Origin of the sequence: Pantoea sp. paga, from assembly GCF_007558755.1 — a bacterium.
Classification (GTDB): domain Bacteria; phylum Pseudomonadota; class Gammaproteobacteria; order Enterobacterales; family Enterobacteriaceae; genus Pantoea; species Pantoea agglomerans.
In genome coordinates, this window is the sequence record NZ_VLTF01000008.1 from 213,363 (window position 1) to 237,378 (window position 24,016).

Consider the following 24,016-nt stretch of genomic DNA (forward strand, 5'->3'; position numbering starts at 1 on the left):
CTTAGTTTTTACGTAAGCGTCTGATCAGCCAGCGGCCATGTTGCGGCCGCTGGTTCCACGCCAGCGATGAAATGGTGTACATCACGCTCAGATGATCGAGAATGCGCCGTACATGCTGCTCCACCACCGTGATCGGTCCCTCACTGATATTTTCCAGGTCATCCAGCAGGTTAACCTGTGAGCTTTCACCATCATATTCCAGCCGCTGCTGACACCGCTGCAGCGCGATTTCACAGGATTGCAGGTAACGCTCAGCCAGCGAGGCAGTGAGCATGGTGTGCTCCCGCGCCAGAATCGTCATAGCGTTGATATGTTCGACGATAAACTGACTGTGCGTGACCCAGAGCCGCATGTCACTCAGATAGCGGGAGTTGAACGCGGGTTCCTGCATCGCCTGATTCAGTGAGTTAAACAGCGCATTGTGTGCCTGATTGACCTTCACGCGCTGATAAGCCAGTTTCTCTGGTGACTGTTCGTCACCCAGCAACAGCCGTAGCGCATCCTGATAGGTTTCCAGTGCGTCATGGGCGTTCTGCCGCAGCAGGCCGCTCTGCCACTGCGGCCACAGCCAGAGCATCCCGCCAAAAGCGATCAGACAACCCATCAGCGTATCCATGAGTCGCGGCAGCAGAAACTGCGCGCCATTCAGCGACAGCAATTGCAGCGAGTAAACCGCCGTGACCGTAAAGCCAATCATCGACCAGCCATAGAACTGGCGGGTAAAGCGATAGCTGATAAAGGTAATCGCCAGCATGATCAGCAGCACCAGCGACTCTGGCACCGCCATGCGCAGCGTGGCGGCCGCGATCACCAGACCGGCAAAAGTGCCCAGCGCCCTGTGCTGAATGCGGACACGGGTAGCGCTGTAGCCGTTCTGGCTGACGAACATGATGGTCATCAGGATCCAGTAGGGTTTGGGGATGTTGAAGAACAGCGCCAGCGCGCTGCCCAGCATCAGCATCACCGCAAAGCGGCCGGCAGTGCGCAGGGCCGATGAGCGGAACGAGAGATAACTACGCAGCGCCGGTAACAGCGGCAGACGGCGCTGGCGGTCAGCCATCAGATCGCGCTGATAAAGGGGTTTCTGGGTGCGCAGGACCCGCGCGATGCGGTTGAAGTGGTAAAGGCAGAAGTTACCCACCGGATTGTCGGGATGCTGATGGGCGATTTTCTCCAGCGCGCCGAGCTGTTTATCCATCGCAAAGCGATCGGGTAGCTGGTGATAGAGAATGTTATCCGCCAGCACCCGCAACCGGGCCGAGATGGTTTTGGCATTCCAGCGGATCACCGCTTCGGCGTGGCTCTGTTCGACCAGTTTCTGCACCTCTTCCGGCCGATGCAGGCTGACCGAGATATGTTCCTGCAGATCCAGCGCCACCTGAAAGGCGCGCGTCAGCCGTTTATGGCTGTGATCGCGGCTTGCCGACAGCATATGCATCTGCTGATAACAGGTGTTAATCAGATCGACCACTTTCTGCTGGCGTGCCAGCAGCGGCGGCAGCGCCTTTTCCGGATCGGTCAGCTGCGTCAGCAGGGTATATTTTGCGTCGCAGTAGTTAGCCAGCTCGCGGTAGATCAGGCTCAGGCTTTCGCGCATCGGCTGCTCTTTCCACAGCCAGAACCAGAACCAGTTAAACAGCCCGTACCACAGCGTGCCACCGATATAGAGCAGCGGGGGGACATAGATTGGCATGCGGCCAATCAGGCTCAGGGTAAAGATGGCGGCAATCAGGGTGCCGGGCAGCAGACGACCATGTAGCGGGCTGATCTCCCCGGTAACGCCGAGCAATAAGGGCATGGCAAACAGGATGAGCGGCAGCGGAATAGCATGCAGGGTGAGCCACTGCATCAGAAAGCTGCCGAGGGCAAACAGGCTGCCGCCAACAATCAGGCGTTTGAAGAAGCGTTTATGCGGGGTATCCAGACCGGCAATGTTGCAGCAGGCGGGCACTAATGAGAACAGCAGACCTTTTTGCAGGTCGCCAGCCAGCCAGCCCAGCGCCACTGGCAGACAGAGCACCAGCGTTTGCCGCAAGGCGTAGTTAACTTCAGGATGGTAAATAATTCGACGCCACATCGGCCCAACACAAACAATAGCGGCGTGATGTTGCCATCACGCCGTGGGTGACAGGAATTAGCGGGTGCCGTAAACGACGATGGTTTTGCCGTGTGCGGAGATCAGGTTCTGATCTTCCAGCATCTTCAAAATACGGCCCACGGTTTCACGTGAACAACCAACAATCTGGCCAATTTCCTGACGAGTGATTTTAATTTGCATGCCGTCGGGATGCGTCATGGCATCTGGCTGCTTCGCCAGGTTGAGCAGGGTCTGTGCAATGCGTCCGGTTACGTCGAGGAAAGCGAGGTTACCCACTTTTTCAGACGTCACCTGCAGGCGACGCGCCATCTGCGATGAGAGTCGCATCAGGATGTCAGGGTTAACCTGGATCAGCTGACGGAATTTCTTGTAAGAAATCTCCGCTACTTCGCACGCGCTTTTCGCACGTACCCAGGCGCTGCGCTCCTGGCCTTCTTCGAACAGGCCAAGTTCACCAATAAAATCGCCCTGATTCAGGTAGGAAAGAATCATCTCTTTGCCTTCTTCATCTTTAATCAGAACCGCGACGGAACCTTTCACGATGTAGTAAAGCGTTTCTGCTTTTTCACCTTGGTGAATCAGCGTACTTTTGGATGGATACTTGTGAATATGGCAATGGGACAGGAACCATTCGAGTGTAGGGTCTGTTTGCGGTTTGCCGAGAACCATTCGCTATTATCCTCTGTTGTAATCGTGCCCAAAATACAGGGGGCAGTTTTCCCTGTCAGGCGGTGAAAGCTTCAAGCGTTTCCATTTCAGGAAATTATTCGGGCCGCATCAGGCGCATTGCGCATCATCCTTCCCGCCTTCGTCATCGGGTGACGAAAAATATTTTCAGCACTGTTTGTAGCACAGCTTTTGCCGACTGTCTTCTGTTGTCTCGCTTCAGCTACGGGCGGATTTCTCTGGATTGCTGTTTACCAGGCGAAAGCGTACTCTGGCGACAAAACAGCGTATTCCGGAGCAAAAATCATGCAGGCAAGAGTGAAATGGGTAGAAGGGCTGACATTCCTCGGAGAATCCTCATCCGGCCATCAGATACTGATGGATGGAAATTCGGGTGATAAAGCGCCCAGCCCAATGGAGATGGTGCTGATGGCGGCGGGCGGATGCAGCGCGATTGACGTGGTATCAATTCTGCAAAAAGGCCGAAACGATGTGGCTGATTGTGAAGTAAAACTGACCTCAGAACGTCGTGAAGAGGCGCCGCGAATCTTTACGCACATCAACCTGCATTTTATCGTGAGTGGTAAAGCGCTCCAGGATAAAGCGGTATCACGCGCCGTGGATCTTTCTGCTGAAAAATATTGCTCTGTGGCCATCATGCTGGGTAAAGGCGTCAACATTACGCATAGCTATGAAGTGATTGAGCTGTAGTAGCCGCAGGGGTCATTGCAGACCTGCTAACTTCACTTCCAGTATCTGATTCAGGTTGCTTTAAGACTGTGCCTGCATCGGGAATCCGCTTTGATACTGTGCCTGCGCTGGGAACCGGGTCAGATCGGAAAGTCGCTTAAGCCAATCTCTGGCCGCTCGGCCCGCGCGATTACGCACCTCATCCCTGAGGCGCGCCCGTAGCCGAGCCAACGCGTTGCGTTGTTCAAAAACGCTCCCGGCGTTTTTTCCGGGCGGCGGGACGCTTTCCTCTTCTGACCCGGTTCCCGGCGTGTTGAACTTATCTATTGCTGCCAGATTCTTTCTGCCCAGGCGTTGTCTGTAGCGACCTTCCTGAAACCGGATGCGGTTGCCGGACGTGAAGCGAAGGGAGCATATACCTGTAGCAAAGCATCGCGGGCCAGGGATGGCCCGCGCTGAGCCTGCCAGGGATGGCGGTTTTGCGTCTTTGCGAAAGGTGTATGCTCCCTGAAGCCTGCTCAGCGGTAAGTCTTTAGCCGCAGGAAAACCAGTTTTACCATCTTTGTGAAAGACATCTGCTCTCAGAGCGGTTTTTGCTGACCTCTTACTCTATTCGCTTACCTTCCATCAGCCGCTTCACCAGCGGGCCCATAATCAACTCCATCGCCAGACCCATTTTGCCGCCAGGCACCACCAGCGTATTGATGTGCGAGATAAACGAGCCCTGCAGCATCGCCAGCAGGTAGGGGAGGTCGATATCTTCCAGCGCCTGGAAGTGGATCACCACAAAGCTCTCATCCAGTGACGGAATAGCGCGGGCAGCGAACGGGTTTGAGGTATCGACCGTCGGGACGCGCTGGAAGTTGATATGGGTGCGTGAGAACTGTGGTGTGATGAAGTTGATGTAATCTTCCATCGAGCGCACTACCGAATCCATGACCGCTTCACGTGAATGGCCGCGCTCGCCGGTGTCGCGCACCAGCTTCTGAATCCACTCCAGGTTCACAATCGGCACCACGCCAACCAGCAGATCAACCTGTTCTGCTACGTTGTGCTGCGCCGTTACCACGCCGCCGTGCAGCCCTTCGTAGAAGAGAATATCGGTGTTCTGCGGCAGCGGTTGCCACGGCGTAAAGGTGCCGGGCACCTGATTCCACGGCACCGCTTCATCGTAGGTGTGCAGATATTTACGCGACTGCCCCTGTCCGCTCTGACCATACTCTTTAAAGCTCTGCTCCAGCAGGCCAAAGTCATTGGCTTCCGGGCCGAAGTAGCTGACATGACGTCCTAAATCGCGCGCCTTACGAATCGCCATATCCATTTCAGGGCGGGTAAAACGGTGAAAACTGTCACCTTCCAGCTCCGCCGCATGAAGATCGAGCTGCTGAAAGATTTTGCGAAACGCCACGCTGGTGGTGGTGGTCCCTGCGCCGCTGGAACCAGTCACCGCGATAATGGGATGACGTGCAGACATAGAAAAGCTCCCTGTGAGGTCGGGCAATAGGCATTGTTAACACGAAATGCCGTTGGGTGCATCAGCCACGAAATTCTTTGCGCGGCATGATATTGACCGATTCGTGCAGTTCCGACCACACCAGTACCACTTCACCCGTTTCCAGCTGACGTCGCACATCAGCCACTTTGTCAATCAAGCTGCGTTCCTGCTCTCCGTAGTCCGTGCCTTCGCGCAGCACAAAGGTTTCAATCAGATTTTCAAGGGTCTCAGGTGAGACCTGTTGCCAGGGAATAATCACGAGATCAGTTATCCAGAAAAGGGGCGATCCACTGGGGGATACGCTGTTCCAGCCACATTTCAGGCTGGCGTAATGTCCCACCAACAAAACCTACATGGCCGCCGTGTGGTGTCAGTTGATAAGTAATAGTGGCAGATAATTGGCTGCTGTGCGGGATCACCTCATCACTCATAAAAGGATCATCTTTGGCGTGGATGATCAGCAGCGGTTTCTCTGCGTGCTTCAGCCAGGGCATGGCGCTGGCACGATGATAGTAATCGGCCGCATCCAGAAAACCGTGGGCGCGGGCGGTAATGGCATCATCAAAATCGCGTAGTCGCCGTAGCGCTTTAAGCTGTGCCAGATTGACCGGCAGCGTATCCGGCCAGGCGTGCAGTTTGCGGCGGGCATTTTTCTTGAGCTGCGCCAGCAAATAGTATTGATAGAAGCGTGAGAAGCCGCGTTCCAGTTTTAGGCTACAGGGCTCCAGCAGCAGCGGAGCGGAGACAATGACCCCCGCGTCTACCTCAGCGGCTGCGCCCTGCTGGCCCAGCAGGCAGCCCAGCATGTTACCGCCCAGCGAGAAACCGACCGCGGCGGTGGGCACGCGGCCCCAGCGGGTGCGCAGCCAGTGCAGAAAAAAGCGGGCATCTTCGGTTTCGCCGGAGTGATAGATACGGTTGAGCCGATTCGGTTCGCCGCTGCAGCCGCGAAAATGCATCACCACCGCCAGCCAGCCGCGCGCACGGCAGATCGCCATCAGGCCATGAATATAGGGGCTGTGAAAACTGCCCTCCAGCCCATGAAACAGCACCACGCGCGGTTTATGCTGCGCGAACTGCGGGTCTTCACTCCAGGCGAGATCGACGAAGTCGCCATCCGGCAGGTCGAGACGCTGCCAGTGGGGATCGCCCGCGATACGACGACGTAGCAGGCGCGGCAGCAGGGTCTGCAGGTGCGCGTTACGCAGACTCTCAGGTGGCGTGAAGTGCTCGTTTTCTGGTCCGGTAAATTTCATGTGGTAAAAGCTTGTCTGTTCCATATCACACTGTTAGCTTCGATAAGTTTTTTCTTGCAGGGTAAGGAGTACCCGATTGCCATGGAACTGAGTCTTTTCTTATCAATGTTGGGATTTCTTTGGGTCGCGGCCATTACGCCCGGGCCTAATAATATGTTACTCACCGCCTCGGGCGCTAATTTTGGCTTTATGCGCACCATTCCGCTGATGATTGGCATCATGATCGGGATGCAGGTGATGCTGCTGATGGTGGCCTTTGGCGTCGGCGGGCTGATCCTGCTCTATCCTTCGCTTCACCTGGTGCTGAAAATCGCCGGTAGCCTCTATCTGCTCTGGCTGGCGTGGAAGATAGCGACGTCCAGTTATGAAAAGCTGGAAACCGATCAGGCGCCGGATGCGCCGATGCCCTTCTGGCAGGGCGGCTTGTTGCAGTTGATCAATCCCAAAGCCTGGCTGATGGCGCTGGGCGCGGTCGCCAGCTTCAGCCTGGCCGGTGACGCGTATCGCCATTCAGTGATGGCGATAAGCATCGGCATGTTTCTGGTTAATCTGGTATCGGGTGTTATCTGGATGGGATTTGGTGCGGTGATCGGCCGCATTCTGCGCAGCCGTCGCGCCTGGAAAATCTTTAACCTCGCCATGGGGCTGCTGACCGCTGCCTGCGTGCTGTTAATCTGGCACTAAGTTAGCTGGATGCGCGTTCAACGCGCGTCCAGGGCAGCACCTCGCGGATGACTGGCGCATTAGCGTTGCGGATCTTCTGTAGCAGCAATTGCACGCTACGCGCGCCCAGCTGGTTCATCGGCTGCTCGATGGTCGTCAGCGGCGGATTCAGGCTGCGGGTAAACGACACGCCATCAAACCCGACCACCGCCAGATCTTCCGGCACGCGCAGACCCGCTTCCAGCGCCGCATGTACCACGCCTACCGCCAGCACATCTGAAACCGCAAACACCGCATCCGGCGGTTCCGGCAGCGCCATCAACTCTCTTAGCCCCTGACTGCCCGCCTCACAGGAGATTTCGTAAGTGTAGGAGACGCCGGACCACGCATACCCCAGCTCCTCAATCGCCTGCCGGTAGCCCTTTTCACGATGATGCGAGTAAAGGTAACGCATGTCGCCATTGATCAGCCCGATGCGTTTACGCCCTTTACCCGCAAGGTAGTGGACGGTATCGCGTGCGGCTTCAAGGTGATCAATGCTGACCGAGGAGGCGGGAATATCCGGATCAAATTCGCAGCACTGCACCCAGGGCGCCCCGGCGATGAGCGCCTGCAAATCCTGTAAACCGGATGCCGCATCCATAGTAATTACGCCATCCACCACTTTTCCGGTCAGCAGGGAGAGATAGGCGGCTTCACGCTGGAGCTGTGAGGCGGAGTTACAGAGCAGGATGTGATAGCCGTGCAGTTCCGCTTCGGCCTCAATGCCCTGAACCACGCGTGAACAGAAGGGATTGGTGATATCCGAGATCAGCACCAGCAGCATGTTGCTTTGCGACGTACGCAGCTGACGCGCCAGTAAGTTGGGCTGATAGTCGCAGGCAGAGATTGCCGCCAGAACTTTCTCACGCGTATCGGGCTTCACGCCGGGATGCGCGTTGAGAACCCGCGATACCGTGGCTTTGGAGACGCCAGCCAGCTGAGCGACTTTCTCGATCGACATCGGATTCAGAAACCTTAACAGGCAATAATTGGGAACGCATATGAATAGCACAGGGACAATGTGAGCGCCTGACATTTTTGCTTACTTTAGCTATTTTCAGCATTTGCGATTTTTGACTTAGTTTTGCAGATAGTGATCTAAGAACTTATTTCTATTAGGGATAATTTTTAATTCCTTTATGAAACTATAGCGCGCAGAGACACTGCCTCCACTATAAAAACGGTGGGGTAGTGATCATGGCAGCAACACGTTTAACTTTTTTAGCCGCAGCGCTGGCGCTGCTGGCGTTTCGGGCTGATGCGGTCAATGTCACCGTGGCTTACCAGACCTCGGCTGAACCGGCGAAAGTGGCGCAGGCTGACAACAGCTTTGCGAAAGAGAGCGGGGCCAGCGTTGACTGGCGCAAGTTTGACAGCGGCGCAGGGGTATTACGTGCGATGGCGTCCGGTGACGTCCAGATTGGCAATATCGGTTCCAGCCCGTTAGCGGTAGCGGCGGCGCAGAAGCTGCCGATTGAAGCCTTTTTACTCGCCTCTCAGCTGGGCAACTCTGAAGCGCTGGTGGTGAAGAAGAACATCACCACGCCCAAAGATTTAATTGGCAAGCGCATCGCGGTGCCGTTCATCTCTACCACCCACTATAGCCTGCTGGCGGCGCTGAAACACTGGGGCATCAAACCGTCACAGGTACAGCTGGTCAATCTGCAGCCGCCAGCGATTATCGCGGCCTGGCAGCGTGGCGACATTGATGGCGCTTACGTCTGGGCACCGGCGGTTAATGAGCTGGAAAAAGAGGGCAAGGTGTTAACCGACTCTGCGGAAGTGGGAAGCTGGGGATCGCCGACGCTGGATGTCTGGGTGGTACGCAAAGATTTTGCTCAGCAGCATCCGGAGATCGTGACCGCTTTTGCCCGCAGCGCGCTTGACGCGCAGCAGGCCTACCTGAACAGCCCCGACAGCTGGCTGAAACAGTCCGATAACCTCAGCAAACTTTCTCGCCTCAGCGGTGTGCCGGAAGCACAGGTGCCCGGTCTGGTGAAGGGCAATACCTACCTCACGGCGCAGCAGCAGGTTGAGCAACTGGGCAAACCGGTCAATAAAGCGATCGTCGATACCGCGCAGTTTCTGAAAGCGCAGGGCCGGGTGCCGCAGGCGGATAATGACTACAGCAGCTATGTGACCTCCCGTTTCGTCGAGCCATTAGTTAAACCTTAAGGAGGCACTATGCTGCGCATCGCTCACCTTAATGCCCGTTATGCCGGACAGCCGGTGTTGCAGGATATCAATCTGCAACTGGATAGCCATGAGCTGCTGGTGGTGCTCGGCCCCTCCGGCTGCGGCAAAACTACACTGCTCAATCTGGTTGCCGGTTTCCTGCCGGTGGAGTCGGGCAGCATCACGCTGGATAACCAGCCGGTGACCGGGCCTGGTGCGGAGCGCGGCGTGGTGTTTCAGCATGAAGGATTACTGCCGTGGCGCAACGTGCTGGATAACGTCGCCTTCGGCCTGCAGCTGGCGGGGATGTCGCGCACGGATCGCGACACGATTGCCCGCCGGTTAATCAGGCAGGTGGGGCTGGAAGGTGCGGAAAAACGCGCCATCTGGCAGTTGTCCGGCGGTCAGCGTCAGCGGGTGGGCATTGCGCGCGCGCTGGCCACCGATCCACAACTGCTGTTGCTGGATGAGCCTTTCGGCGCATTGGATGCCTTTACCCGCGAGCAGATGCAAACCCTGCTGCTGACGCTGTGGCGCGACAGCGGTAAACAGATTCTGCTGATTACGCACGACATAGAAGAGGCGATTTTCCTGGCCAGTGAACTGATTCTGCTGTCGCCAGGACCGGGCCGCATCGTTGAGCGGCTGCGTCCTGGCTTTGGCCAGCGCTTTGCCGCAGGGGAGTCGTGCCGCAGCATCAAATCCGATCCGCAGTTTATCGCCCAGCGCGAGTATGTGCTGAGCCGGGTATTTGATCAGCGGGAGGCGTTTGCATGAGTGCACTCATCAATGACAAGTCTCTGCCGGTGCGCCGTCGTTTGCGCTGGCCGTTTTCAACCGCCTTTTCGCTGAGCATGCTGAGCCTCTCTCTGCTGTTGCTGCTCTGGTGGGGTGTGACCGCGCTGGGCCTGATTGCCCCGCTGTTCCTGCCGTCGCCACAGCAGGTGTTAAGCAAGCTGCTGCTGATTGCCAGTGCGCAGGGCTTTATGGATGCCACGCTGTGGCAGCATCTGGCCGCCAGCCTGACACGGATGCTGATTGCGCTGACTGCCGCTGCCGCCATCGGCATTCCGGTAGGGATCCTGATGGGCCTCAGCCCGGTCGCTCGCGGGTTGCTCGATCCCCTGATTGAACTCTATCGCCCGATTCCGCCACTCGCCTATCTGCCATTAATGGTGATCTGGTTCGGCATTGGAGAGACCTCGAAAATCCTGCTGATCTATCTGGCGATTTTCGCGCCGGTGACGCTCTCCACCCTGGCCGGTGTGCGTAACACGCAGCAGGTCCGACTGCGTGCGGCTCGCTCGCTTGGGGCTAATCGCTGGCAACTGCTGCGCTGGGTGATTCTGCCAGGCGCGTTGCCGGAGATCCTCACCGGTCTGCGCATCGGTCTGGGGGTTGGCTGGTCAACGCTGGTGGCCGCTGAGCTGATTGCCGCCACGCGGGGTCTGGGTTTTATGGTGCAGTCAGCAGGAGAATTCCTCGCCACCGATGTGGTGCTGGCGGGTATCGCGGTAATCGCCTTTATCGCTTTTAGCTTAGAACTCGGGCTCCGCGCGTTGCAGCGCCGTCTTACGCCCTGGAGTGGAGAACAATCATGAACGAACGTCTCAGTTTTACCCCGCTTGGCCCGTACATTGGCGCGCAGGTCTCAAACCTGGATGTGTCTCGCCCATTGAGTGATGCTCAGTTTGAGCAGCTTTATCATGGCCTGCTGCGTCATCAGGTGCTGTTTCTGCGTGACCAGAAAATAACGCCGGAACAGCACCGCGCGCTGGCAATCCGCTTTGGCGATCTGCATATCCATCCGGTCTATCCGCATGCGGAAGGCGTCGAGGAGATTATCGTGCTGGATACCCATCAGGATAATCCGCCGGATAATGACAACTGGCATACCGATGTCACCTTTATTGATACGCCGCCAGCGATCGCCTTGCTGGCCTCGAAGGTGTTACCGGAGTCGGGGGGAGACACGCTCTGGACCAGCGGCATTGCGGCTTACGAAGCGCTCTCTGAACCCTTTAAGCAGCTGCTGGCAGGTCTCCATGCCGAGCATGATTTCAAAAAGTCATTCCAGGAGTATAAGTACCGCAAAACGGAGGAGGAGCATCAGCGCTGGCAGCAGGCGGTAGCAAAACATCCGCCGGTGCAGCATCCGGTCATCCGCACCCATCCGGTCAGCGGCAAAAAAGCGCTGTTTGTGAATGAGGGCTTTACCACGCGGATCGTCGATTTAAGCGAGAAAGAGAGTGATGCGGTGCTGGGCTTTCTGTTTGCGCACGCCACCAAACCGGAGTTTCAGGTGCGCTGGCGCTGGCAGCCAGACGATCTGGCTATCTGGGATAATCGGGTCACGCAGCATTATGCCAATGCCGACTACTATCCTGCCCGGCGCATCATGCAGCGGGCAACGGTGCTGGGCGATAAACCCCGTTAAAAGAGAATCTCCCCCGCGAGCGGGGAGATTTTTTTATGAGGCCATAATCTGTTCGAGCTGTTCCTGCGCTTCCAGCCACGCCATCTCCACCTCTTCCAGCGCAGATTTGCTCTCCGCCTGACGCTGCAGCGCGGTGGTCAGGTCCGCTTTACGGCTCTGTTCATAGATAGCGCTGTCTGAGAGCTGAGCTTCGGCTTCGGCCAGCTGGCTCTGCCATTTGCTCATCTGCTTTTCCAGCTTCTCTATCTCTTTGCGCAGCGGCTGCGTCTGGGTGCGCAGTTCGGCATCACGACGCTTCTGGTCTTTACGCGCCTGGGCACTGTTGCCGTTATCCTGCTTCGGCGCGGCATCCTGTTGCGCCTGCTGCTTCTGCAGATCGCTCAGCCACTGCTGATAATCTTCGAGATCGCCTTCAAACACATCCACTTTGCCATTATGCACCAGATAGAGATCGTCGGTGGTCGCGCGCAGCAGATGACGGTCGTGCGATACCACGACCAGCGCACCTTCGAAGTCGATCAACGCTTCGGTCAGCGCCTGGCGCATATCGAGATCGAGGTGGTTGGTGGGTTCATCCAGCAGCAGCAGGTTAGGGCGCTGCCAGACAATCAGCGCCAGCACCAGTCGCGCTTTCTCTCCGCCGGAGAAGCGCTTAGTGATTTCAGTGACTTTATCGCCGCGGAAATCGAAGCCACCCAGATAGTCGCGCAGCTGCTGTTCCAGCACGTCAGGCGCAATACGCGACAGATGCTGCAGCGGTGACTCATCGGCTCGCAGGTACTCCAGCTGATGCTGGGCGAAGTAACCGAGCTTGATCCCTTTCGCCAGACCCATCTTGCCGTCCATCGCCTCCAGCTCACCCGCCAGCAGCTTAATCAGAGTCGATTTACCGGCACCGTTACGTCCCAGCAGGCCGATGCGTGAGCCGGGGACCAGGTTGAGCTTGATGGCGTCGAGAATAATACGATCGCCATAACCCGCGGTGACCTTCTCCATCTTCATCAGCGGATTAGGCAGGTTCTCCGGCTTGCGGAAAGTGAAGCTGAACGGGTTATCGACATGGGCGGGCGCAATCATCTCCATGCGCTCCAGCATCTTGATGCGGCTCTGCGCCTGCTTCGCCTTGGTGGCCTGAGCGCGGAAGCGATCAATGTAGCTGTGCAGGTGCGCCACTTTCTCCTGCTGGCTCTCATACAGCGCCTGCTGCTGAGCCAGTTTGGCGACGCGCTGCCGCTCAAAGGAGCTGTAGTTACCGGTATATTCGAACATCGACTCCTGTTCGATATGAATAATTTTATCGATGACGGGATCGAGGAAGTCACGATCGTGCGAGATCAGGATCAGCGTGCCTTCATAACTCTTCAGCCAGCGCTCCAGCCAGATCACCGCATCGAGATCGAGGTGGTTGGTCGGTTCATCCAGCAGCAGCAGATCGGAACGGCAAATCAGCGCCTGTGCCAGATTAAGGCGCATGCGCCAGCCACCCGAGAAGTCGCTGACCGGGCGTTGCAGCTGTTCCTGACTGAAGCCCAGACCATGCAGCAGGCTTGAGGCGCGCGCATGGATACTCCACGCCTGCACCGCGTCCAGCTTGCCATGCAGCAGCGCGATGGCATTGCCATCGTCACGCAGATTGGCGTCCGCCAGTTCTGCTTCAAGCTGGCGAAACTGGCGATCGCCATCAATCACGTACTCCAGCGCGGCTTTATCCAGCGCAGGGGTTTCCTGATTCACCCAGGCCAGCGCCCAGTGAGTAGGGAAAGTGACGGTACCGGCATCGCTGGTGATTTCACCTTTTAACAGCGACAGCAGTGTGGATTTTCCACAGCCGTTTTTACCCACCAGCCCGACCTTCTGGCCGGGATTGATGGTGGCGGTGGCGTTGTCGAGCAGGACGCGGATGCCGCGGCGAATTTGTAAGGCTGAGAAGACAATCATGTAAGCGCCGTATCGTCAGAATATGTTAATTTACTGGCAACATAATGAGATTTTGCTGCGTCGTGCATGGTAGCGGAAAACCGCACCAATGACGACGCTTTGGAGGGAAAGGATGTCGCAGCCACCCAGGGTTTTGCTGCTTTATGCCCATCCGGAATCACAGGATTCGATCGCCAATCGGATTCTGCTGCAGCCGGCTCAGGCACTGGAACACGTTACCGTGCACGATCTGTACGCAACCTATCCGGATTTTTTTATCGATATTCACCATGAACAACAGCTGCTGCGTGAACATGATGTCATCATTTTTCAGCATCCGCTCTATACCTATAGCTGTCCGGCGCTGCTGAAAGAGTGGCTGGACAGGGTTCTGTCGCGCGGTTTCGCCAATGGCGTGGATGGCAATGCGCTGGAAGGAAAGTACTGGCGCAGCGTCGTCACCACCGGAGAACCGGAAAGTGCCTTCAGACATCAGGGTCTGAACCGCTATTCGCTCAATGACATTATGCGTCCTTTTGAGCTGACCGCGCAGATGTGCCGTATGCACTGGATGCCGCCGATGATCGTCTACTGGGCGCGTCGTCAGAGTCCTGAATTAATGAAAAATTACGCTCGTGCCTATGGCGACTGGCTGGCGGCACCGCTGCCGAATGGAGGGGTATAGATGGAAGGGCAAACGCTGCTGACCGCCGGGGTGATTTATCTGGTCGCGGCGGTATTGATTGTACCCGTGGCGGCTCGCCTCGGTATTGGTGCAGTTCTGGGCTATCTGGTGGCGGGTATCGCTATCGGCCCGTGGGGATTAGGTTTTATCAGCGACGTCGACGAGATTCTGCACTTCTCTGAGCTCGGCGTGGTGTTCCTGATGTTTATCATCGGGCTGGAGCTGAACCCGGCAAAGCTTTGGGCGCTGCGCCGCTCCATTTTTGGCGTCGGCGCGGCGCAGGTGATCTTCTCAGCGGCGATTCTGGGCGGCTTATTGTGGCTGACCAACTTTAGCTGGCAGGCGGCGATCATTGGCGGGATTGGTCTGGCGATGTCCTCGACCGCCATGGCCCTGCAGCTGATGATGGATAAAGGCATGAACCGCAGCGAAGCGGGGCAACTGGGCTTTTCGGTGTTGCTGTTTCAGGATATCGCGGTGATCCCAGCCCTGGCGCTGATCCCGCTGCTGGCCGGAACCGACAGTGGTCATATCGACTGGATGAAGGTCGGCATGAAAGTACTGGCGTTTGCCGGCATGCTGGTGGGCGGACGCTATCTGCTGCGGCCTATCTTCCGTTACATCGCTGCGTCGGGCGTGCGCGAAGTTTTTACCGCCGCTTCGCTGCTACTGGTGCTGGGCTCGGCGCTGTTTATGGATGCGCTGGGTCTGTCGATGGCGCTGGGGACCTTTATTGCCGGGATCCTGCTGGCGGAGAGCGAGTACCGGCATGAGCTGGAAGTCGCCATCGACCCGTTTAAAGGTTTACTGCTGGGCCTGTTCTTTATTTCGGTTGGCATGGCGCTCAACCTCGGTGTGCTCTATACCCATATTGTGACCATCCTGCTGGGCGTCGTGACGCTGGTGGCGGTGAAAACGCTGGTGCTCTATCTGCTGGCGCGCATTTATGGCTTACGCAGCTCCGAGCGGCAGCAGTTCGCTGGCGTGCTGAGTCAGGGGGGCGAGTTCGCCTTTGTGCTCTTTTCAGCGGCCTCCTCGGCAAAGCTGTTCTCTGGCGATCAACTGCCGATGCTGCTGGTGACGGTGACCCTGTCGATGATGACCACGCCGCTGCTGATGAAGGGAATCGATCGTCTGCTGGCACGCCGCTTCAATGAGCCGGATGATGAGGCAGAGAAACACTTTGTCGAAGACGATCAGCCGCAGGTGATTGTGGTGGGCTTTGGTCGCTTCGGGCAGGTGGTGGGACGTTTGCTGATGGCGAATAACAAACGCATCACCGTGCTTGAGCGCGACATTAGTGCAGTCAGCCTGATGCGGAAATATGGCTATAAGGTCTATTACGGCGATGCCACTGAACTGGAGTTGCTGCGGGCAGCCGGTGCGGCCAGCGCTCAGGCGATAGTGATCACCTGTAACGAGCCCGAAGATGTGATGACAATTGTACATCTGTGCCAGCAGCATTTTCCGCAGCTGCAAATTCAGGCGCGCGCCCGGGGCCGTGTAGAAGCGCATGAACTGCTTCAGGCGGGCGTCACGCAGTTCTCGCGTGAGACCTTCTCCAGTGCGCTGGAACTGGGACGTAAGACGCTGATGACGTTGGGGATGCATCCGCATCAGGCGCACCGCGCCCAGCAGTATTTCCGCCATCTTGATATGCGGATGCTGCGCGAGCTGATGCCCAATCTCTCTGAAAGCGCGCAGGCTTCGCGCGTCCGTGAAGCGCGGCGTGAACTGGAAGATATCTTCCAGCGCGAAATGCAGCGCGAAAAGCGGCAGATCGACGGCTGGGACGATGATGAATAACCTCTTTAAACAGGCAGAAGCTAATGCGTAAACGTTTTATTGCTGGTGCAACATGCCCGCACTGTCAGGAGAAGGATACGCTGGCAATGTGGCGTGAAAATAATGTCGATGTGGTGGAGTGCGTGAAGTGTGGTCATCAGATGCGTGAGGCCGATAAGCAGGCGCGCGATCAGGTTCGCACTAATGAGCAGGTTATCGGTATTTTTCATCCTGAGTAGCGGAATGGCGCAGCTTTTTTTACGCCTGGACTTACAGCGGGATTGAATTCCGTTACAATTGTCGCCATTAATGCTGTAGTCGCAAGAGAAAGTGAAAACGCTCTTGTACTCAGCCCCGAACCTTTCTGGTTGGTGTTATTGCACGAAAGAATAGACCAATGAGACGGGATCTCAGCTCTCAACGGTTAGGAGATATCATGAAAGTAGCAAAAGACCTGGTGGTAAGCCTGGCCTATCAGGTACGTACAGAAGACGGCGTGTTAGTTGACGAGTCACCGGTGAGTGCACCGTTAGACTACCTGCACGGTCATGGTTCCCTGATTTCTGGTCTGGAAAATGCGCTGGAAAACCACATTGCCGGCGACAAGTTTGACGTGCATATCCCGGCAAACGATGCCTACGGTCAGTATGACGATAACCTGGTGCAGCGCGTTCCTAAAGACGTCTTCATGGGCGTTGACGAACTGCAGGTTGGCATGCGCTTCCTGGCAGAAACCGATCAGGGTCCGGTTCCGGTAGAAATCACCGAAGTGGAAGATGATCACGTCGTGGTTGATGGTAACCACATGCTGGCGGGTCAGAATCTGAACTTCAACGTTGAAGTGGTTGCTATCCGTGAAGCCACGCCGGAAGAACTGGCTCATGGCCATGTTCACGGTGCAGATGGCCATCATCATGATCACGGCCATGATCACGACCACGACCATGATCAGGGTAAAGGCGGTTGTGGCACTGGCGGCTGCGGCTGCAGCCACTAAGTCTCAACAGACCTTTCAAGGCCACCCTCGGGTGGCCTTTCTTTTGGCGCGTATTCTGGTTCTGCCCGGGTAAGCCGGGGCCAGATAGCCCGCGATCAGTAGTGCGGTGGTGGCGTCTCTTCAGATTGTGAGGCGACGATCGATGGCGCATTCGCTTTGAGCTTGTCGGTTAAAATGCGCATCTGCTCACGCATCTTATTCATCTCCAGCTCGTGCTGAACGACCGCGCTGTTCAGCTGATCGATAGTCATCTCCTGAAAGGCCAGTTTGCTCTCCAGCGTCTCCAGACGCTGTTCCCACTCAGATTGTTGCATGACCTGTTCCTCTGTTAAGGTGCGACTCGGGGCGTGATTCTACGATCTGAATGCCAGGAATCACCTGTTTTTTTCACGCCCGGAGGCGTTGCGCTTGAAAAAAGGCAGCGCGGCATCATCTCTGATGAAACTTCCCGATGTTATAAAGGTCGGAGGTAAACCGGGTAATTACATTGTGGGAGTGTTCGACACTGCCACGTAAAGTTATAGTGTGGACCCTGAAGTCCGCAATGTTTCCCGAGGTTAGACGCTTCGGTTTTGGAGAATGGATGAAATCACTGTTTAAAGTCACATTGTTAGCTACCACCATGGCTGTTGCGCTGAATGCTCCGCTGGCAATGGCGGCAGATACCGCTGCGGCGCCACAGGCTGCACCAGCCGCCGCGCCACAGTCTGCGCCTCAGGCACCGAAAAATGCTGCCTTCAAAGATGAAGATCAGCAGTCTGCCTACGCGCTGGGTGCTTCGCTGGGTCGCTACATGGACAACTCCCTGAAGGAGCAGGAAAAACTGGGCATCAAACTGGATAAGCAGCAGCTGATTGCTGGTGTTCAGGATGCATTTGGTGGCAAGAGCAAACTCTCTGATGAAGAGATTGAGCAGACGCTGCAATCCTTTGAAGGCCGCGTGAAAGGCGCAGCCTCAGCGAAAATGGAAAAAGATGCGAAAGAGAACTCTGAAAAGGGCGAAGCTTACGCAACCAAATTTGCTAAAGAGAGCGGCGTGAAGAAAACCGAAAGCGGCCTGCTGTATAAAGTTGAGAAAGAGGGTACCGGCGACGCACCTAAAGACAGCGATACTGTAGTGGTAAACTACAAAGGTACTCTGATTGACGGTACTGAATTCGACAACTCTTATACCCGTGGTGAGCCACTCTCATTCCGTCTGGATGGTGTCATCCCGGGCTGGACTGAAGGTCTGAAGCACGTGAAGAAAGGCGGCAAGATCAAGCTGGTTATCCCACCAAATCTGGCTTACGGCAAAAATGGCGTTCCGGGCATCCCGGCTAACTCCACCCTGGTGTTTGATGTCGAGCTGCTTGATATCAAACCAGCGCCAAAGGCAGATGAAAAAGCACAGGCTCCTGCGCCTGCTGCTGCAGAAAAAGCGCAGTAATCTGCTGACCGCCGCCTCCGGGCGGCGGTTTCATTTCGGCTTCACGACAAACCTCTGGCATAAGCCGACGACATTTGCCAGACTAATGCCTGCCTAATTATCCCAATATTGAGTCTGCCCATAAGCCGCTGTGACAGGCTCCAGCCATTCAGGGTGATACTCTTCAATGTCTAATCCATTCAATCCGGGTGAACTGAGCGACTTCGATCTTCTGGAGCAGCGCCCGTTCGAACAAAGTGATTACGATATTCTGAAATCGTACGAGGCTGTCGTGGATGGCCTGGCGATGTTGATCGGTTCGCATTGTGAAATTGTCCTGCATTCGCTTGAAGATCTTAAGTGTTCGGCAGTGCGTATCGCTAATGGTGAACACACCGGACGTAAAGTCGGTTCGCCTATTACCGATTTAGCCCTGCGTATGCTGCATGATATGCATGGCGCGGACAGTAATGTCTCCCGTGCCTACTTCACACGTGCCAAAAGCGGCGTGCTGATGAAATCGGTCACGATTGCGATTCGTAACCGTCAGCAACGGGTCATTGGCTTGCTCTGCATCAACATGAACCTTGATGTGCCGTTCTCACAGATCATGTCGACCTTTATGCCGCCCGAGATGCAGCAGGTTGACTCCAACGTCAACTTCGCCAGTTCGGTAGACGATCTGGTGATGCAGACGCTGGAGTTCACCATTGAAGAGGTGAGTGCTGACCGTAATGTATCGAACAACGCCAAGAATCGTCAGATTGTGCTGAACCTGTATGAGAAGGGGATCTTCGACATCAAGGATGCCATCAACCAGGTGGCCGATCGGCTGAATATTTCCAAACACACCGTCTATCTTTACATCCGCCAGTTTAAAAACGGCGACTTCCAGGGGCAGGAGCGGTAATGCGTTACACCCTGCTGGTCACCGGTCCGGCTTACGGTACGCAACAGGCGACCAGTGCCTGGCTGTTTGCCCGCGCACTGCTGACGGCAGGCCATCAGCTTGACAGCGTTTTCTTCTATCGCGAAGGGGTGCTGAACGCTAACCAACTGACGTCGCCCGCCAGTGATGAATTTGATCTGGTGCGCGCGTGGCAGACATTGCATCAGGAGCAGGGTGTGGCACTGAATATTTGTGTGGCGGCCGCGCTGCGTCGTGGCGTCAGCGACCAGCAGGAAGCGGCACGACTCCAGCTGGCGGGCAGTAACCTGCAGCCGGGCTTTACCCTGAGCGGGCTGGGCGCGCTGGCGGAAGCGGCACTAAGCTGTGAACGCATGGTGCAGTTCTGATGAATCGGGTCGCGTTTGTCTTTACCCGGGCGCCGCACGGCAGTAGCGCAGGACGTGAGGGGCTGGATGCCGCGCTGGCCACGGGCGCGCTCAGTGAGGATATCGGCCTGTTTTTTATTGGTGATGGCGTGCTGCAGCTTAATCTGCACCAGCAACCTGAGACGATTAAGAGCCGTCACTATGCCGCGACCTTTGGCGTGCTGGCGCTGTATGAGATTGAACAGTGCTATCTCTGCCGGACATCGCTGATAGCGCGTGGATTAGAGGTTGACGCTGACCGGTTGCTGGATGTTACGCTACTGGACGCGCCGGCGCTGCGACAGACGCTGGCCAGCTACGATCGCATTCTTACTTTTTAAGAGACGTTAATGCTGCATACGTTACTGCACTCACCGGCACACTGTGACCTTGAGAGCCTGCTTTTAATGGCGGGTGCGGGTGATGACCTGCTGCTGCTGCAGGATGGCGTGCTGGCCGCTTTAGCTGGCAGCCACGCATTGATGCGACTGTCAGAGAGCGAAGCGACGCTCTGGGTGCTGGACGAAGATGTTCAGGCTCGCGGTCTCGCTGGACAAATTTCGACCCGTGTGCAGTCAGTAGACTATACTGGGTTTGTCACGCTAACGATCAGGCATCAGCAACAAATGGTCTGGTAATCGGCTAAAACCTGGTTATTTCTTGACACCCCTTTGACTCAGCCCTAAAATTCTGCCTCCTCGTAATTCTACGAGGCGATTTATTACGTGTTTACGAAGCAAAAGCAAATCCAGGAGCTATTTAATGGCAACAGTTAACCAGCTGGTTCGCAAACCACGCGTCCGCAAAGTTGCAAAGAGCAACGTGCCGGCGCTGGAAGCTTGCCCGCAAAAACGTGGCGTTTGTACTCGTGTGTACACCACCACTCCTAAGAAACCAAACTCCGCACTGCGTAAAGTCTGCCGTGTGCGTTTGACCAACGGTTTTGAAGTTACCTCCTACATCGGTGGTGAAGGTCATAACCTGCAGGAACACTCCGTGATCCTGATCCGTGGCGGTCGTGTAAAAGACCTGCCAGGTGTGCGTTACCACACCGTTCGTGGCGCGCTTGACTGCTCAGGTGTTAAAGACCGTAAGCAGGCTCGCTCCAAGTACGGCGTGAAGAAGCCAAAGGCTTAATGGTTCTCCGTTAAGTAAGGCCAAACGTTTTAAATTAAATGTCAAAATAAACTCATAGAGTTTTGGACAATCCTGAATTAACAACGGAGTATTTCCATGCCACGTCGTCGCGTCATTGGTCAGCGTAAAATTCTGCCAGATCCTAAGTTCGGATCAGAGCTGCTGGCCAAATTTGTAAATATCCTGATGGTAGATGGTAAAAAATCTACTGCAGAATCAATCGTTTATACCGCGCTTGAGACCCTGGCTCAGCGTTCAGGTAAAAACGCGCTGGAATCTTTTGAAGTAGCCCTAGAAAACGTGCGTCCGACTGTCGAAGTTAAGTCACGTCGCGTTGGTGGTTCTACTTATCAGGTACCAGTAGAAGTCCGTCCGGTTCGTCGTAATGCTCTGGCAATGCGCTGGATCGTAGATGCTGCTCGTAAACGCGGTGATAAATCAATGGCTCTTCGCCTGGCGAACGAACTTTCTGATGCTGCAGAGAACAAAGGTACAGCAGTTAAGAAACGTGAAGACGTTCACCGCATGGCAGAAGCCAACAAGGCGTTCGCACACTACCGTTGGTAATCACCACGTAGTTGTTAAACCAGCGGGCGCTCAATCAGCCAACCCGCTGGGGTCGACTTACCTTGAACGTCCGAGAATCAGAGGAATCAAATGGCTCGTAAAACACCCATTGCTCGCTACCGTAATATCGGTATCAGTGCGCACATCGACGCCGGTAAGACTACCACTACCGAACGCGTTCTGTTCTACACCGGTGTAAACCACAAAATCGGTGAAGTACATGACGGCGCAGCAACCATGGACTGGATGGAGCAGGAACAGGAACGTGGTATTACCATCACTTCCGCTGCGACCACCTGTTACTGGTCTGGTATGGCCAAGCAGTTTGAACCACACCACATCAACATCATTGACACCCCAGGACACGTTGACTTCACCATCGAAGTTGAACGTTCTATGCGTGTGCTTGATGGCGCGGTAATGGTTTACTGTGCAGTTGGTGGCGTTCAGCCACAGTCTGAGACCGTATGGCGTCAGGCTAACAAATATAAAGTTCCACGCATTGCGTTCGTTAACAAAATGGACCGCATGGGTGCTAACTTCCTGAAAGTTGTTAAGCAGATGGAAGTTCGTCTGGGCGCAACTCCAGTTCCTCTGCAGCTGGCTATCGGCGCAGAAGAGAAATTCACCGGTGTTGTTGACCTGGTGAAAATGAAAGCAATCAACTGGAACGACGCAGACCAGGGTGTAACCTTCGACTACGAAGATATTCCAGCTGATATGCAGGAACTGGCTGAAGAATGGCATGCGAAGCTGGTTGAAGCCGCTGCTGAAGGCTCTGATGAGCTGATGGAGAAATTCTTCGGTGGTGAAGAACTGACTGAAGAAGAGATCAAAACATCTCTGCGTAAGCGTGTTCTGAACAACGAAATTATCCTGGTAACCTGTGGTTCTGCATTTAAGAACAAAGGTGTTCAGGCGATGCTGGATGCAGTTGTTGAATATCTGCCAGCACCGACTGACGTTACCGCGATCAACGGTATGCTGGACGACGGTAAAGACACGCCGGCTGTTCGTCACTCTGATGACAACGAGCCGTTTGCTGCACTGGCGTTCAAAATCGCTACCGACCCGTTCGTGGGTAACTTAACCTTCTTCCGCGTTTACTCTGGTGTTGTTAACACGGGTGACACCGTGTTCAACCCGGTTAAGTCAAACCGTGAGCGTCTGGGCCGTATCGTTCAGATGCACGCTAACAAGCGTGAAGAGATTAAAGAAGTTCGTGCGGGTGATATCGCAGCTGCGATCGGCCTGAAAGATGTGACCACTGGTGACACCCTGTGTGACCCAGATAACGTCATCATCCTTGAGCGCATGGAGTTCCCGGAGCCGGTAATCTCTATCGCCGTTGAGCCAAAAACCAAAGCTGACCAGGAAAAAATGGGTCTGGCTCTGGGCCGTCTGGCAAAAGAAGACCCATCATTCCGCGTATGGACTGATGAAGAATCTAACCAGACCATCATCGCCGGTATGGGTGAATTGCACCTCGACATCATCGTTGACCGTATGAAGCGTGAGTTCAACGTTGAAGCAAACGTGGGTAAACCACAGGTTGCTTACCGTGAAGCGATTCGCAACAAAGTTACCGATGTTGAAGGTAAACACGCCAAGCAGTCTGGTGGTCGTGGTCAGTATGGTCATGTTGTTATCGACATGTACCCACTGGAGCCAGGTTCGAACCCGAAAGGCTACGAATTTGTCAACGACATCAAAGGTGGTGTGATTCCTGGTGAATACATCCCTGCGGTTGACAAAGGTATCCAGGAGCAGCTGAAATCAGGCCCTCTGGCTGGTTATCCGGTTGTGGATCTGGGCGTGCGTCTGCACTTCGGTTCTTACCACGATGTCGACTCCTCAGAGCTGGCGTTTAAACTGGCCGCGTCTCTTGCCTTCAAACAGGGCTTTAAACAAGCGACACCTGTTCTGCTTGAACCTATCATGAAGGTTGAAGTTGAAACGCCAGAAGAGAACACGGGTGATGTCATCGGTGACCTTAGCCGTCGTCGTGGTATGCTCAAAGGGCAGGAATCTAACGCTACTGGCGTTCAGATTCACGCTGAAGTTCCGTTGTCTGAGATGTTCGGATACGCAACTCAGCTGCGTTCTCTGACCAAAGGTCGTGCTTCTTACTCCATGGAGTTCCTGAAGTATGACGATGCGCCAAACAACGTAGCGCAGGCCGTTATTGAAGCTCGTAGCAAATAAGCTACGGTTTAAATTTGAACTGATGCCTTCACCCAGATGGTGAAGGCACAACGTAAGGAATTATCGCCATGGCGAAAGAGCAATTTCAGCGTAACAAACTGCACGTAAACGTGGGCACCATCGGTCACGTCGACCACGGTAAAACCACCCTGACTGCAGCTATCACCACCGTACTGTCTAAAACTTACGGCGGCCAGGCTCGTGCATTCGATCAGATCGATAACGCACCAGAAGAGAAAGCACGTGGTATCACCATCAACACTTCGCACGTTGAATATGAAACCCCGACTCGCCACTATGCGCACGTTGACTGCCCAGGCCACGCCGACTATGTGAAAAACATGATCACCGGTGCTGCGCAGATGGACGGCGCGATCCTGGTTGTTGCTGCGACTGATGGCCCAATGCCACAGACTCGTGAGCACATCCTGCTGGGTCGTCAGGTTGGCGTTCCTTACATCATCGTGTTCCTGAACAAG

27 protein-coding genes are annotated in these 24,016 nt (G+C 55.4%); 19 read left to right on the top strand and 8 right to left on the bottom strand.

Annotation, left to right across the window (positions count from 1 at the left end):
* Position 1: 1 nt before the first annotated feature.
* Positions 2-2,077, bottom strand: coding sequence for a YccS/YhfK family putative transporter (locus tag FOV68_RS19305; RefSeq protein ID WP_083070469.1), 2,076 nt, complete (start codon positions 2,075-2,077; stop codon positions 2-4).
* Between the two features lie 57 nt (positions 2,078-2,134).
* Complete coding sequence (gene crp / locus FOV68_RS19310; RefSeq protein ID WP_003852956.1) at positions 2,135-2,767, bottom strand: cAMP-activated global transcriptional regulator CRP; 633 nt, start codon at positions 2,765-2,767, stop codon at positions 2,135-2,137.
* Positions 2,768-3,070: 303 nt separating this feature from the next.
* Here crp and FOV68_RS19315 point away from each other — a divergent pair, with 303 nt between their 5' ends.
* Complete coding sequence (locus tag FOV68_RS19315; protein WP_010253071.1) at positions 3,071-3,475, top strand: OsmC family protein; 405 nt, start codon at positions 3,071-3,073, stop codon at positions 3,473-3,475.
* A 583-nt stretch (positions 3,476-4,058) separates the two neighbouring features.
* On the opposite strand, the gene FOV68_RS19320 is transcribed toward FOV68_RS19315, so the two are convergent.
* The 3 genes from FOV68_RS19320 to FOV68_RS19330 form a co-directional block, all read right to left on the bottom strand.
* Entirely contained in the window at positions 4,059-4,928 is an 870-nt protein-coding gene (locus FOV68_RS19320) for a phosphoribulokinase (RefSeq protein WP_039388919.1), read from the bottom strand.
* A 61-nt stretch (positions 4,929-4,989) separates the two neighbouring features.
* Positions 4,990-5,208 (bottom strand): YheU family protein, encoded by a 219-nt coding sequence (locus tag FOV68_RS19325; RefSeq protein ID WP_010253066.1) that lies wholly within the window; start codon positions 5,206-5,208, stop codon positions 4,990-4,992.
* A gap of 4 nt (positions 5,209-5,212) precedes the next feature.
* Positions 5,213-6,229, bottom strand: a complete 1,017-nt coding sequence (locus FOV68_RS19330; RefSeq protein WP_143789920.1) for a hydrolase — start codon at positions 6,227-6,229, stop codon at positions 5,213-5,215.
* 57 nt (positions 6,230-6,286) lie between these two features.
* On the opposite strand from FOV68_RS19330, the gene FOV68_RS19335 reads away from it, so the two are divergent.
* Positions 6,287-6,889 carry a LysE family translocator gene (locus tag FOV68_RS19335; protein ID WP_039388920.1) on the top strand — a complete coding sequence of 201 codons (603 nt, stop codon included), beginning with the start codon at positions 6,287-6,289 and terminating at the stop codon, positions 6,887-6,889.
* 1 nt (position 6,890) lies between these two features.
* On the opposite strand, the gene FOV68_RS19340 is transcribed toward FOV68_RS19335, so the two are convergent.
* Complete coding sequence (locus tag FOV68_RS19340; RefSeq protein WP_031593718.1) at positions 6,891-7,871, bottom strand: LacI family DNA-binding transcriptional regulator; 981 nt, start codon at positions 7,869-7,871, stop codon at positions 6,891-6,893.
* Between the two features lie 236 nt (positions 7,872-8,107).
* Here FOV68_RS19340 and tauA point away from each other — a divergent pair, with 236 nt between their 5' ends.
* The 4 genes from tauA to tauD are packed head-to-tail and all read left to right on the top strand — an operon-like array spanning position 8,108 to position 11,522.
* Complete coding sequence (tauA, locus tag FOV68_RS19345; protein WP_010253052.1) at positions 8,108-9,085, top strand: taurine ABC transporter substrate-binding protein; 978 nt, start codon at positions 8,108-8,110, stop codon at positions 9,083-9,085.
* Between the two features lie 9 nt (positions 9,086-9,094).
* Complete coding sequence (gene tauB, locus FOV68_RS19350) at positions 9,095-9,862, top strand: taurine ABC transporter ATP-binding subunit (protein ID WP_039388921.1); 768 nt, start codon at positions 9,095-9,097, stop codon at positions 9,860-9,862.
* On the top strand, positions 9,859-10,686 hold the full coding sequence (tauC, locus tag FOV68_RS19355; protein WP_031593720.1) for a taurine ABC transporter permease TauC: 828 nt from the start codon (positions 9,859-9,861) through the stop codon (positions 10,684-10,686). Before tauB ends, tauC begins: the two co-directional genes overlap by 4 nt.
* Complete coding sequence (gene tauD / locus FOV68_RS19360) at positions 10,683-11,522, top strand: taurine dioxygenase (RefSeq protein WP_010253043.1); 840 nt, start codon at positions 10,683-10,685, stop codon at positions 11,520-11,522. The genes tauC and tauD overlap by 4 nt, the downstream gene beginning before the upstream one ends.
* 33 nt (positions 11,523-11,555) lie before the next feature.
* On the opposite strand, the gene FOV68_RS19365 is transcribed toward tauD, so the two are convergent.
* Complete coding sequence (locus FOV68_RS19365; RefSeq protein ID WP_143991376.1) at positions 11,556-13,460, bottom strand: ABC transporter ATP-binding protein; 1,905 nt, start codon at positions 13,458-13,460, stop codon at positions 11,556-11,558.
* Between the two features lie 112 nt (positions 13,461-13,572).
* Between FOV68_RS19365 and kefG the strand changes: the two genes are divergently transcribed.
* From kefG to slyD, 4 genes are all read left to right on the top strand, one after another.
* A complete protein-coding gene (kefG, locus tag FOV68_RS19370; protein ID WP_010253037.1) occupies positions 13,573-14,124 on the top strand; it encodes a glutathione-regulated potassium-efflux system ancillary protein KefG in 552 nt (183 codons plus the stop codon).
* Entirely contained in the window at positions 14,125-15,930 is a 1,806-nt protein-coding gene (kefB, locus tag FOV68_RS19375) for a glutathione-regulated potassium-efflux system protein KefB (RefSeq protein ID WP_010253035.1), read from the top strand.
* Positions 15,931-15,953: 23 nt separating this feature from the next.
* Positions 15,954-16,148, top strand: coding sequence for a YheV family putative zinc ribbon protein (locus FOV68_RS19380; protein WP_010253033.1), 195 nt, complete (start codon positions 15,954-15,956; stop codon positions 16,146-16,148).
* A gap of 197 nt (positions 16,149-16,345) precedes the next feature.
* Positions 16,346-16,906 carry a peptidylprolyl isomerase gene (gene slyD, locus FOV68_RS19385; RefSeq protein WP_143991377.1) on the top strand — a complete coding sequence of 187 codons (561 nt, stop codon included), beginning with the start codon at positions 16,346-16,348 and terminating at the stop codon, positions 16,904-16,906.
* Between the two features lie 95 nt (positions 16,907-17,001).
* On the opposite strand, the gene FOV68_RS19390 is transcribed toward slyD, so the two are convergent.
* Positions 17,002-17,220 (bottom strand): SlyX family protein, encoded by a 219-nt coding sequence (locus FOV68_RS19390; protein WP_010253031.1) that lies wholly within the window; start codon positions 17,218-17,220, stop codon positions 17,002-17,004.
* 269 nt (positions 17,221-17,489) lie between these two features.
* Here FOV68_RS19390 and fkpA point away from each other — a divergent pair, with 269 nt between their 5' ends.
* The 9 genes from fkpA to FOV68_RS19435 all read left to right on the top strand — a co-directional run.
* Positions 17,490-18,335 carry an FKBP-type peptidyl-prolyl cis-trans isomerase gene (fkpA, locus tag FOV68_RS19395; RefSeq protein WP_010253030.1) on the top strand — a complete coding sequence of 282 codons (846 nt, stop codon included), beginning with the start codon at positions 17,490-17,492 and terminating at the stop codon, positions 18,333-18,335.
* A 166-nt stretch (positions 18,336-18,501) separates the two neighbouring features.
* The gene (locus FOV68_RS19400; RefSeq protein ID WP_010253029.1) at positions 18,502-19,224 is read left to right on the top strand and encodes a transcriptional regulator; all 723 of its coding nucleotides are present in this window, start codon (positions 18,502-18,504) and stop codon (positions 19,222-19,224) included.
* Positions 19,224-19,610, top strand: coding sequence for a sulfurtransferase complex subunit TusD (gene tusD, locus FOV68_RS19405; RefSeq protein WP_010253028.1), 387 nt, complete (start codon positions 19,224-19,226; stop codon positions 19,608-19,610). Before FOV68_RS19400 ends, tusD begins: the two co-directional genes overlap by 1 nt.
* Positions 19,610-19,969 (top strand): sulfurtransferase complex subunit TusC, encoded by a 360-nt coding sequence (tusC, locus tag FOV68_RS19410; RefSeq protein ID WP_031593724.1) that lies wholly within the window; start codon positions 19,610-19,612, stop codon positions 19,967-19,969. The genes tusD and tusC overlap by 1 nt, the downstream gene beginning before the upstream one ends.
* A 9-nt stretch (positions 19,970-19,978) precedes the next feature.
* Complete coding sequence (gene tusB / locus FOV68_RS19415; RefSeq protein WP_010253026.1) at positions 19,979-20,266, top strand: sulfurtransferase complex subunit TusB; 288 nt, start codon at positions 19,979-19,981, stop codon at positions 20,264-20,266.
* Between the two features lie 124 nt (positions 20,267-20,390).
* Positions 20,391-20,765, top strand: a complete 375-nt coding sequence (gene rpsL, locus FOV68_RS19420; protein WP_003852912.1) for a 30S ribosomal protein S12 — start codon at positions 20,391-20,393, stop codon at positions 20,763-20,765.
* A gap of 96 nt (positions 20,766-20,861) precedes the next feature.
* The gene (gene rpsG / locus FOV68_RS19425) at positions 20,862-21,332 is read left to right on the top strand and encodes a 30S ribosomal protein S7 (RefSeq protein ID WP_003852909.1); all 471 of its coding nucleotides are present in this window, start codon (positions 20,862-20,864) and stop codon (positions 21,330-21,332) included.
* Positions 21,333-21,422: 90 nt separating this feature from the next.
* Positions 21,423-23,537, top strand: a complete 2,115-nt coding sequence (gene fusA, locus FOV68_RS19430; RefSeq protein WP_039388931.1) for an elongation factor G — start codon at positions 21,423-21,425, stop codon at positions 23,535-23,537.
* 68 nt (positions 23,538-23,605) lie between these two features.
* A partial coding sequence (locus FOV68_RS19435) for a GTP-binding protein (protein WP_143991378.1) occupies positions 23,606-24,016 on the top strand: 411 nt, incomplete at its 3' end.

Coding starts and splice junctions, on each gene's coding strand:
- FOV68_RS19305 (WP_083070469.1), bottom strand. CDS start 2,077: ATGTGGCGTCGAATTATTTACCATCCTGAAGTTAACTACGCCTTGCGG.
- crp (WP_003852956.1), bottom strand. CDS start 2,767: ATGGTTCTCGGCAAACCGCAAACAGACCCTACACTCGAATGGTTCCTG.
- FOV68_RS19315 (WP_010253071.1), top strand. CDS start 3,071: ATGCAGGCAAGAGTGAAATGGGTAGAAGGGCTGACATTCCTCGGAGAA.
- FOV68_RS19320 (WP_039388919.1), bottom strand. CDS start 4,928: ATGTCTGCACGTCATCCCATTATCGCGGTGACTGGTTCCAGCGGCGCA.
- FOV68_RS19330 (WP_143789920.1), bottom strand. CDS start 6,229: ATGGAACAGACAAGCTTTTACCACATGAAATTTACCGGACCAGAAAAC.
- FOV68_RS19335 (WP_039388920.1), top strand. CDS start 6,287: ATGGAACTGAGTCTTTTCTTATCAATGTTGGGATTTCTTTGGGTCGCG.
- FOV68_RS19340 (WP_031593718.1), bottom strand. CDS start 7,871: ATGTCGATCGAGAAAGTCGCTCAGCTGGCTGGCGTCTCCAAAGCCACG.
- tauA (WP_010253052.1), top strand. CDS start 8,108: ATGGCAGCAACACGTTTAACTTTTTTAGCCGCAGCGCTGGCGCTGCTG.
- tauB (WP_039388921.1), top strand. CDS start 9,095: ATGCTGCGCATCGCTCACCTTAATGCCCGTTATGCCGGACAGCCGGTG.
- tauC (WP_031593720.1), top strand. CDS start 9,859: ATGAGTGCACTCATCAATGACAAGTCTCTGCCGGTGCGCCGTCGTTTG.
- tauD (WP_010253043.1), top strand. CDS start 10,683: ATGAACGAACGTCTCAGTTTTACCCCGCTTGGCCCGTACATTGGCGCG.
- FOV68_RS19365 (WP_143991376.1), bottom strand. CDS start 13,460: ATGATTGTCTTCTCAGCCTTACAAATTCGCCGCGGCATCCGCGTCCTG.
- kefG (WP_010253037.1), top strand. CDS start 13,573: ATGTCGCAGCCACCCAGGGTTTTGCTGCTTTATGCCCATCCGGAATCA.
- kefB (WP_010253035.1), top strand. CDS start 14,125: ATGGAAGGGCAAACGCTGCTGACCGCCGGGGTGATTTATCTGGTCGCG.
- FOV68_RS19380 (WP_010253033.1), top strand. CDS start 15,954: ATGCGTAAACGTTTTATTGCTGGTGCAACATGCCCGCACTGTCAGGAG.
- slyD (WP_143991377.1), top strand. CDS start 16,346: ATGAAAGTAGCAAAAGACCTGGTGGTAAGCCTGGCCTATCAGGTACGT.
- FOV68_RS19390 (WP_010253031.1), bottom strand. CDS start 17,220: ATGCAACAATCTGAGTGGGAACAGCGTCTGGAGACGCTGGAGAGCAAA.
- fkpA (WP_010253030.1), top strand. CDS start 17,490: ATGAAATCACTGTTTAAAGTCACATTGTTAGCTACCACCATGGCTGTT.
- FOV68_RS19400 (WP_010253029.1), top strand. CDS start 18,502: ATGTCTAATCCATTCAATCCGGGTGAACTGAGCGACTTCGATCTTCTG.
- tusD (WP_010253028.1), top strand. CDS start 19,224: ATGCGTTACACCCTGCTGGTCACCGGTCCGGCTTACGGTACGCAACAG.
- tusC (WP_031593724.1), top strand. CDS start 19,610: ATGAATCGGGTCGCGTTTGTCTTTACCCGGGCGCCGCACGGCAGTAGC.
- tusB (WP_010253026.1), top strand. CDS start 19,979: ATGCTGCATACGTTACTGCACTCACCGGCACACTGTGACCTTGAGAGC.
- rpsL (WP_003852912.1), top strand. CDS start 20,391: ATGGCAACAGTTAACCAGCTGGTTCGCAAACCACGCGTCCGCAAAGTT.
- rpsG (WP_003852909.1), top strand. CDS start 20,862: ATGCCACGTCGTCGCGTCATTGGTCAGCGTAAAATTCTGCCAGATCCT.
- fusA (WP_039388931.1), top strand. CDS start 21,423: ATGGCTCGTAAAACACCCATTGCTCGCTACCGTAATATCGGTATCAGT.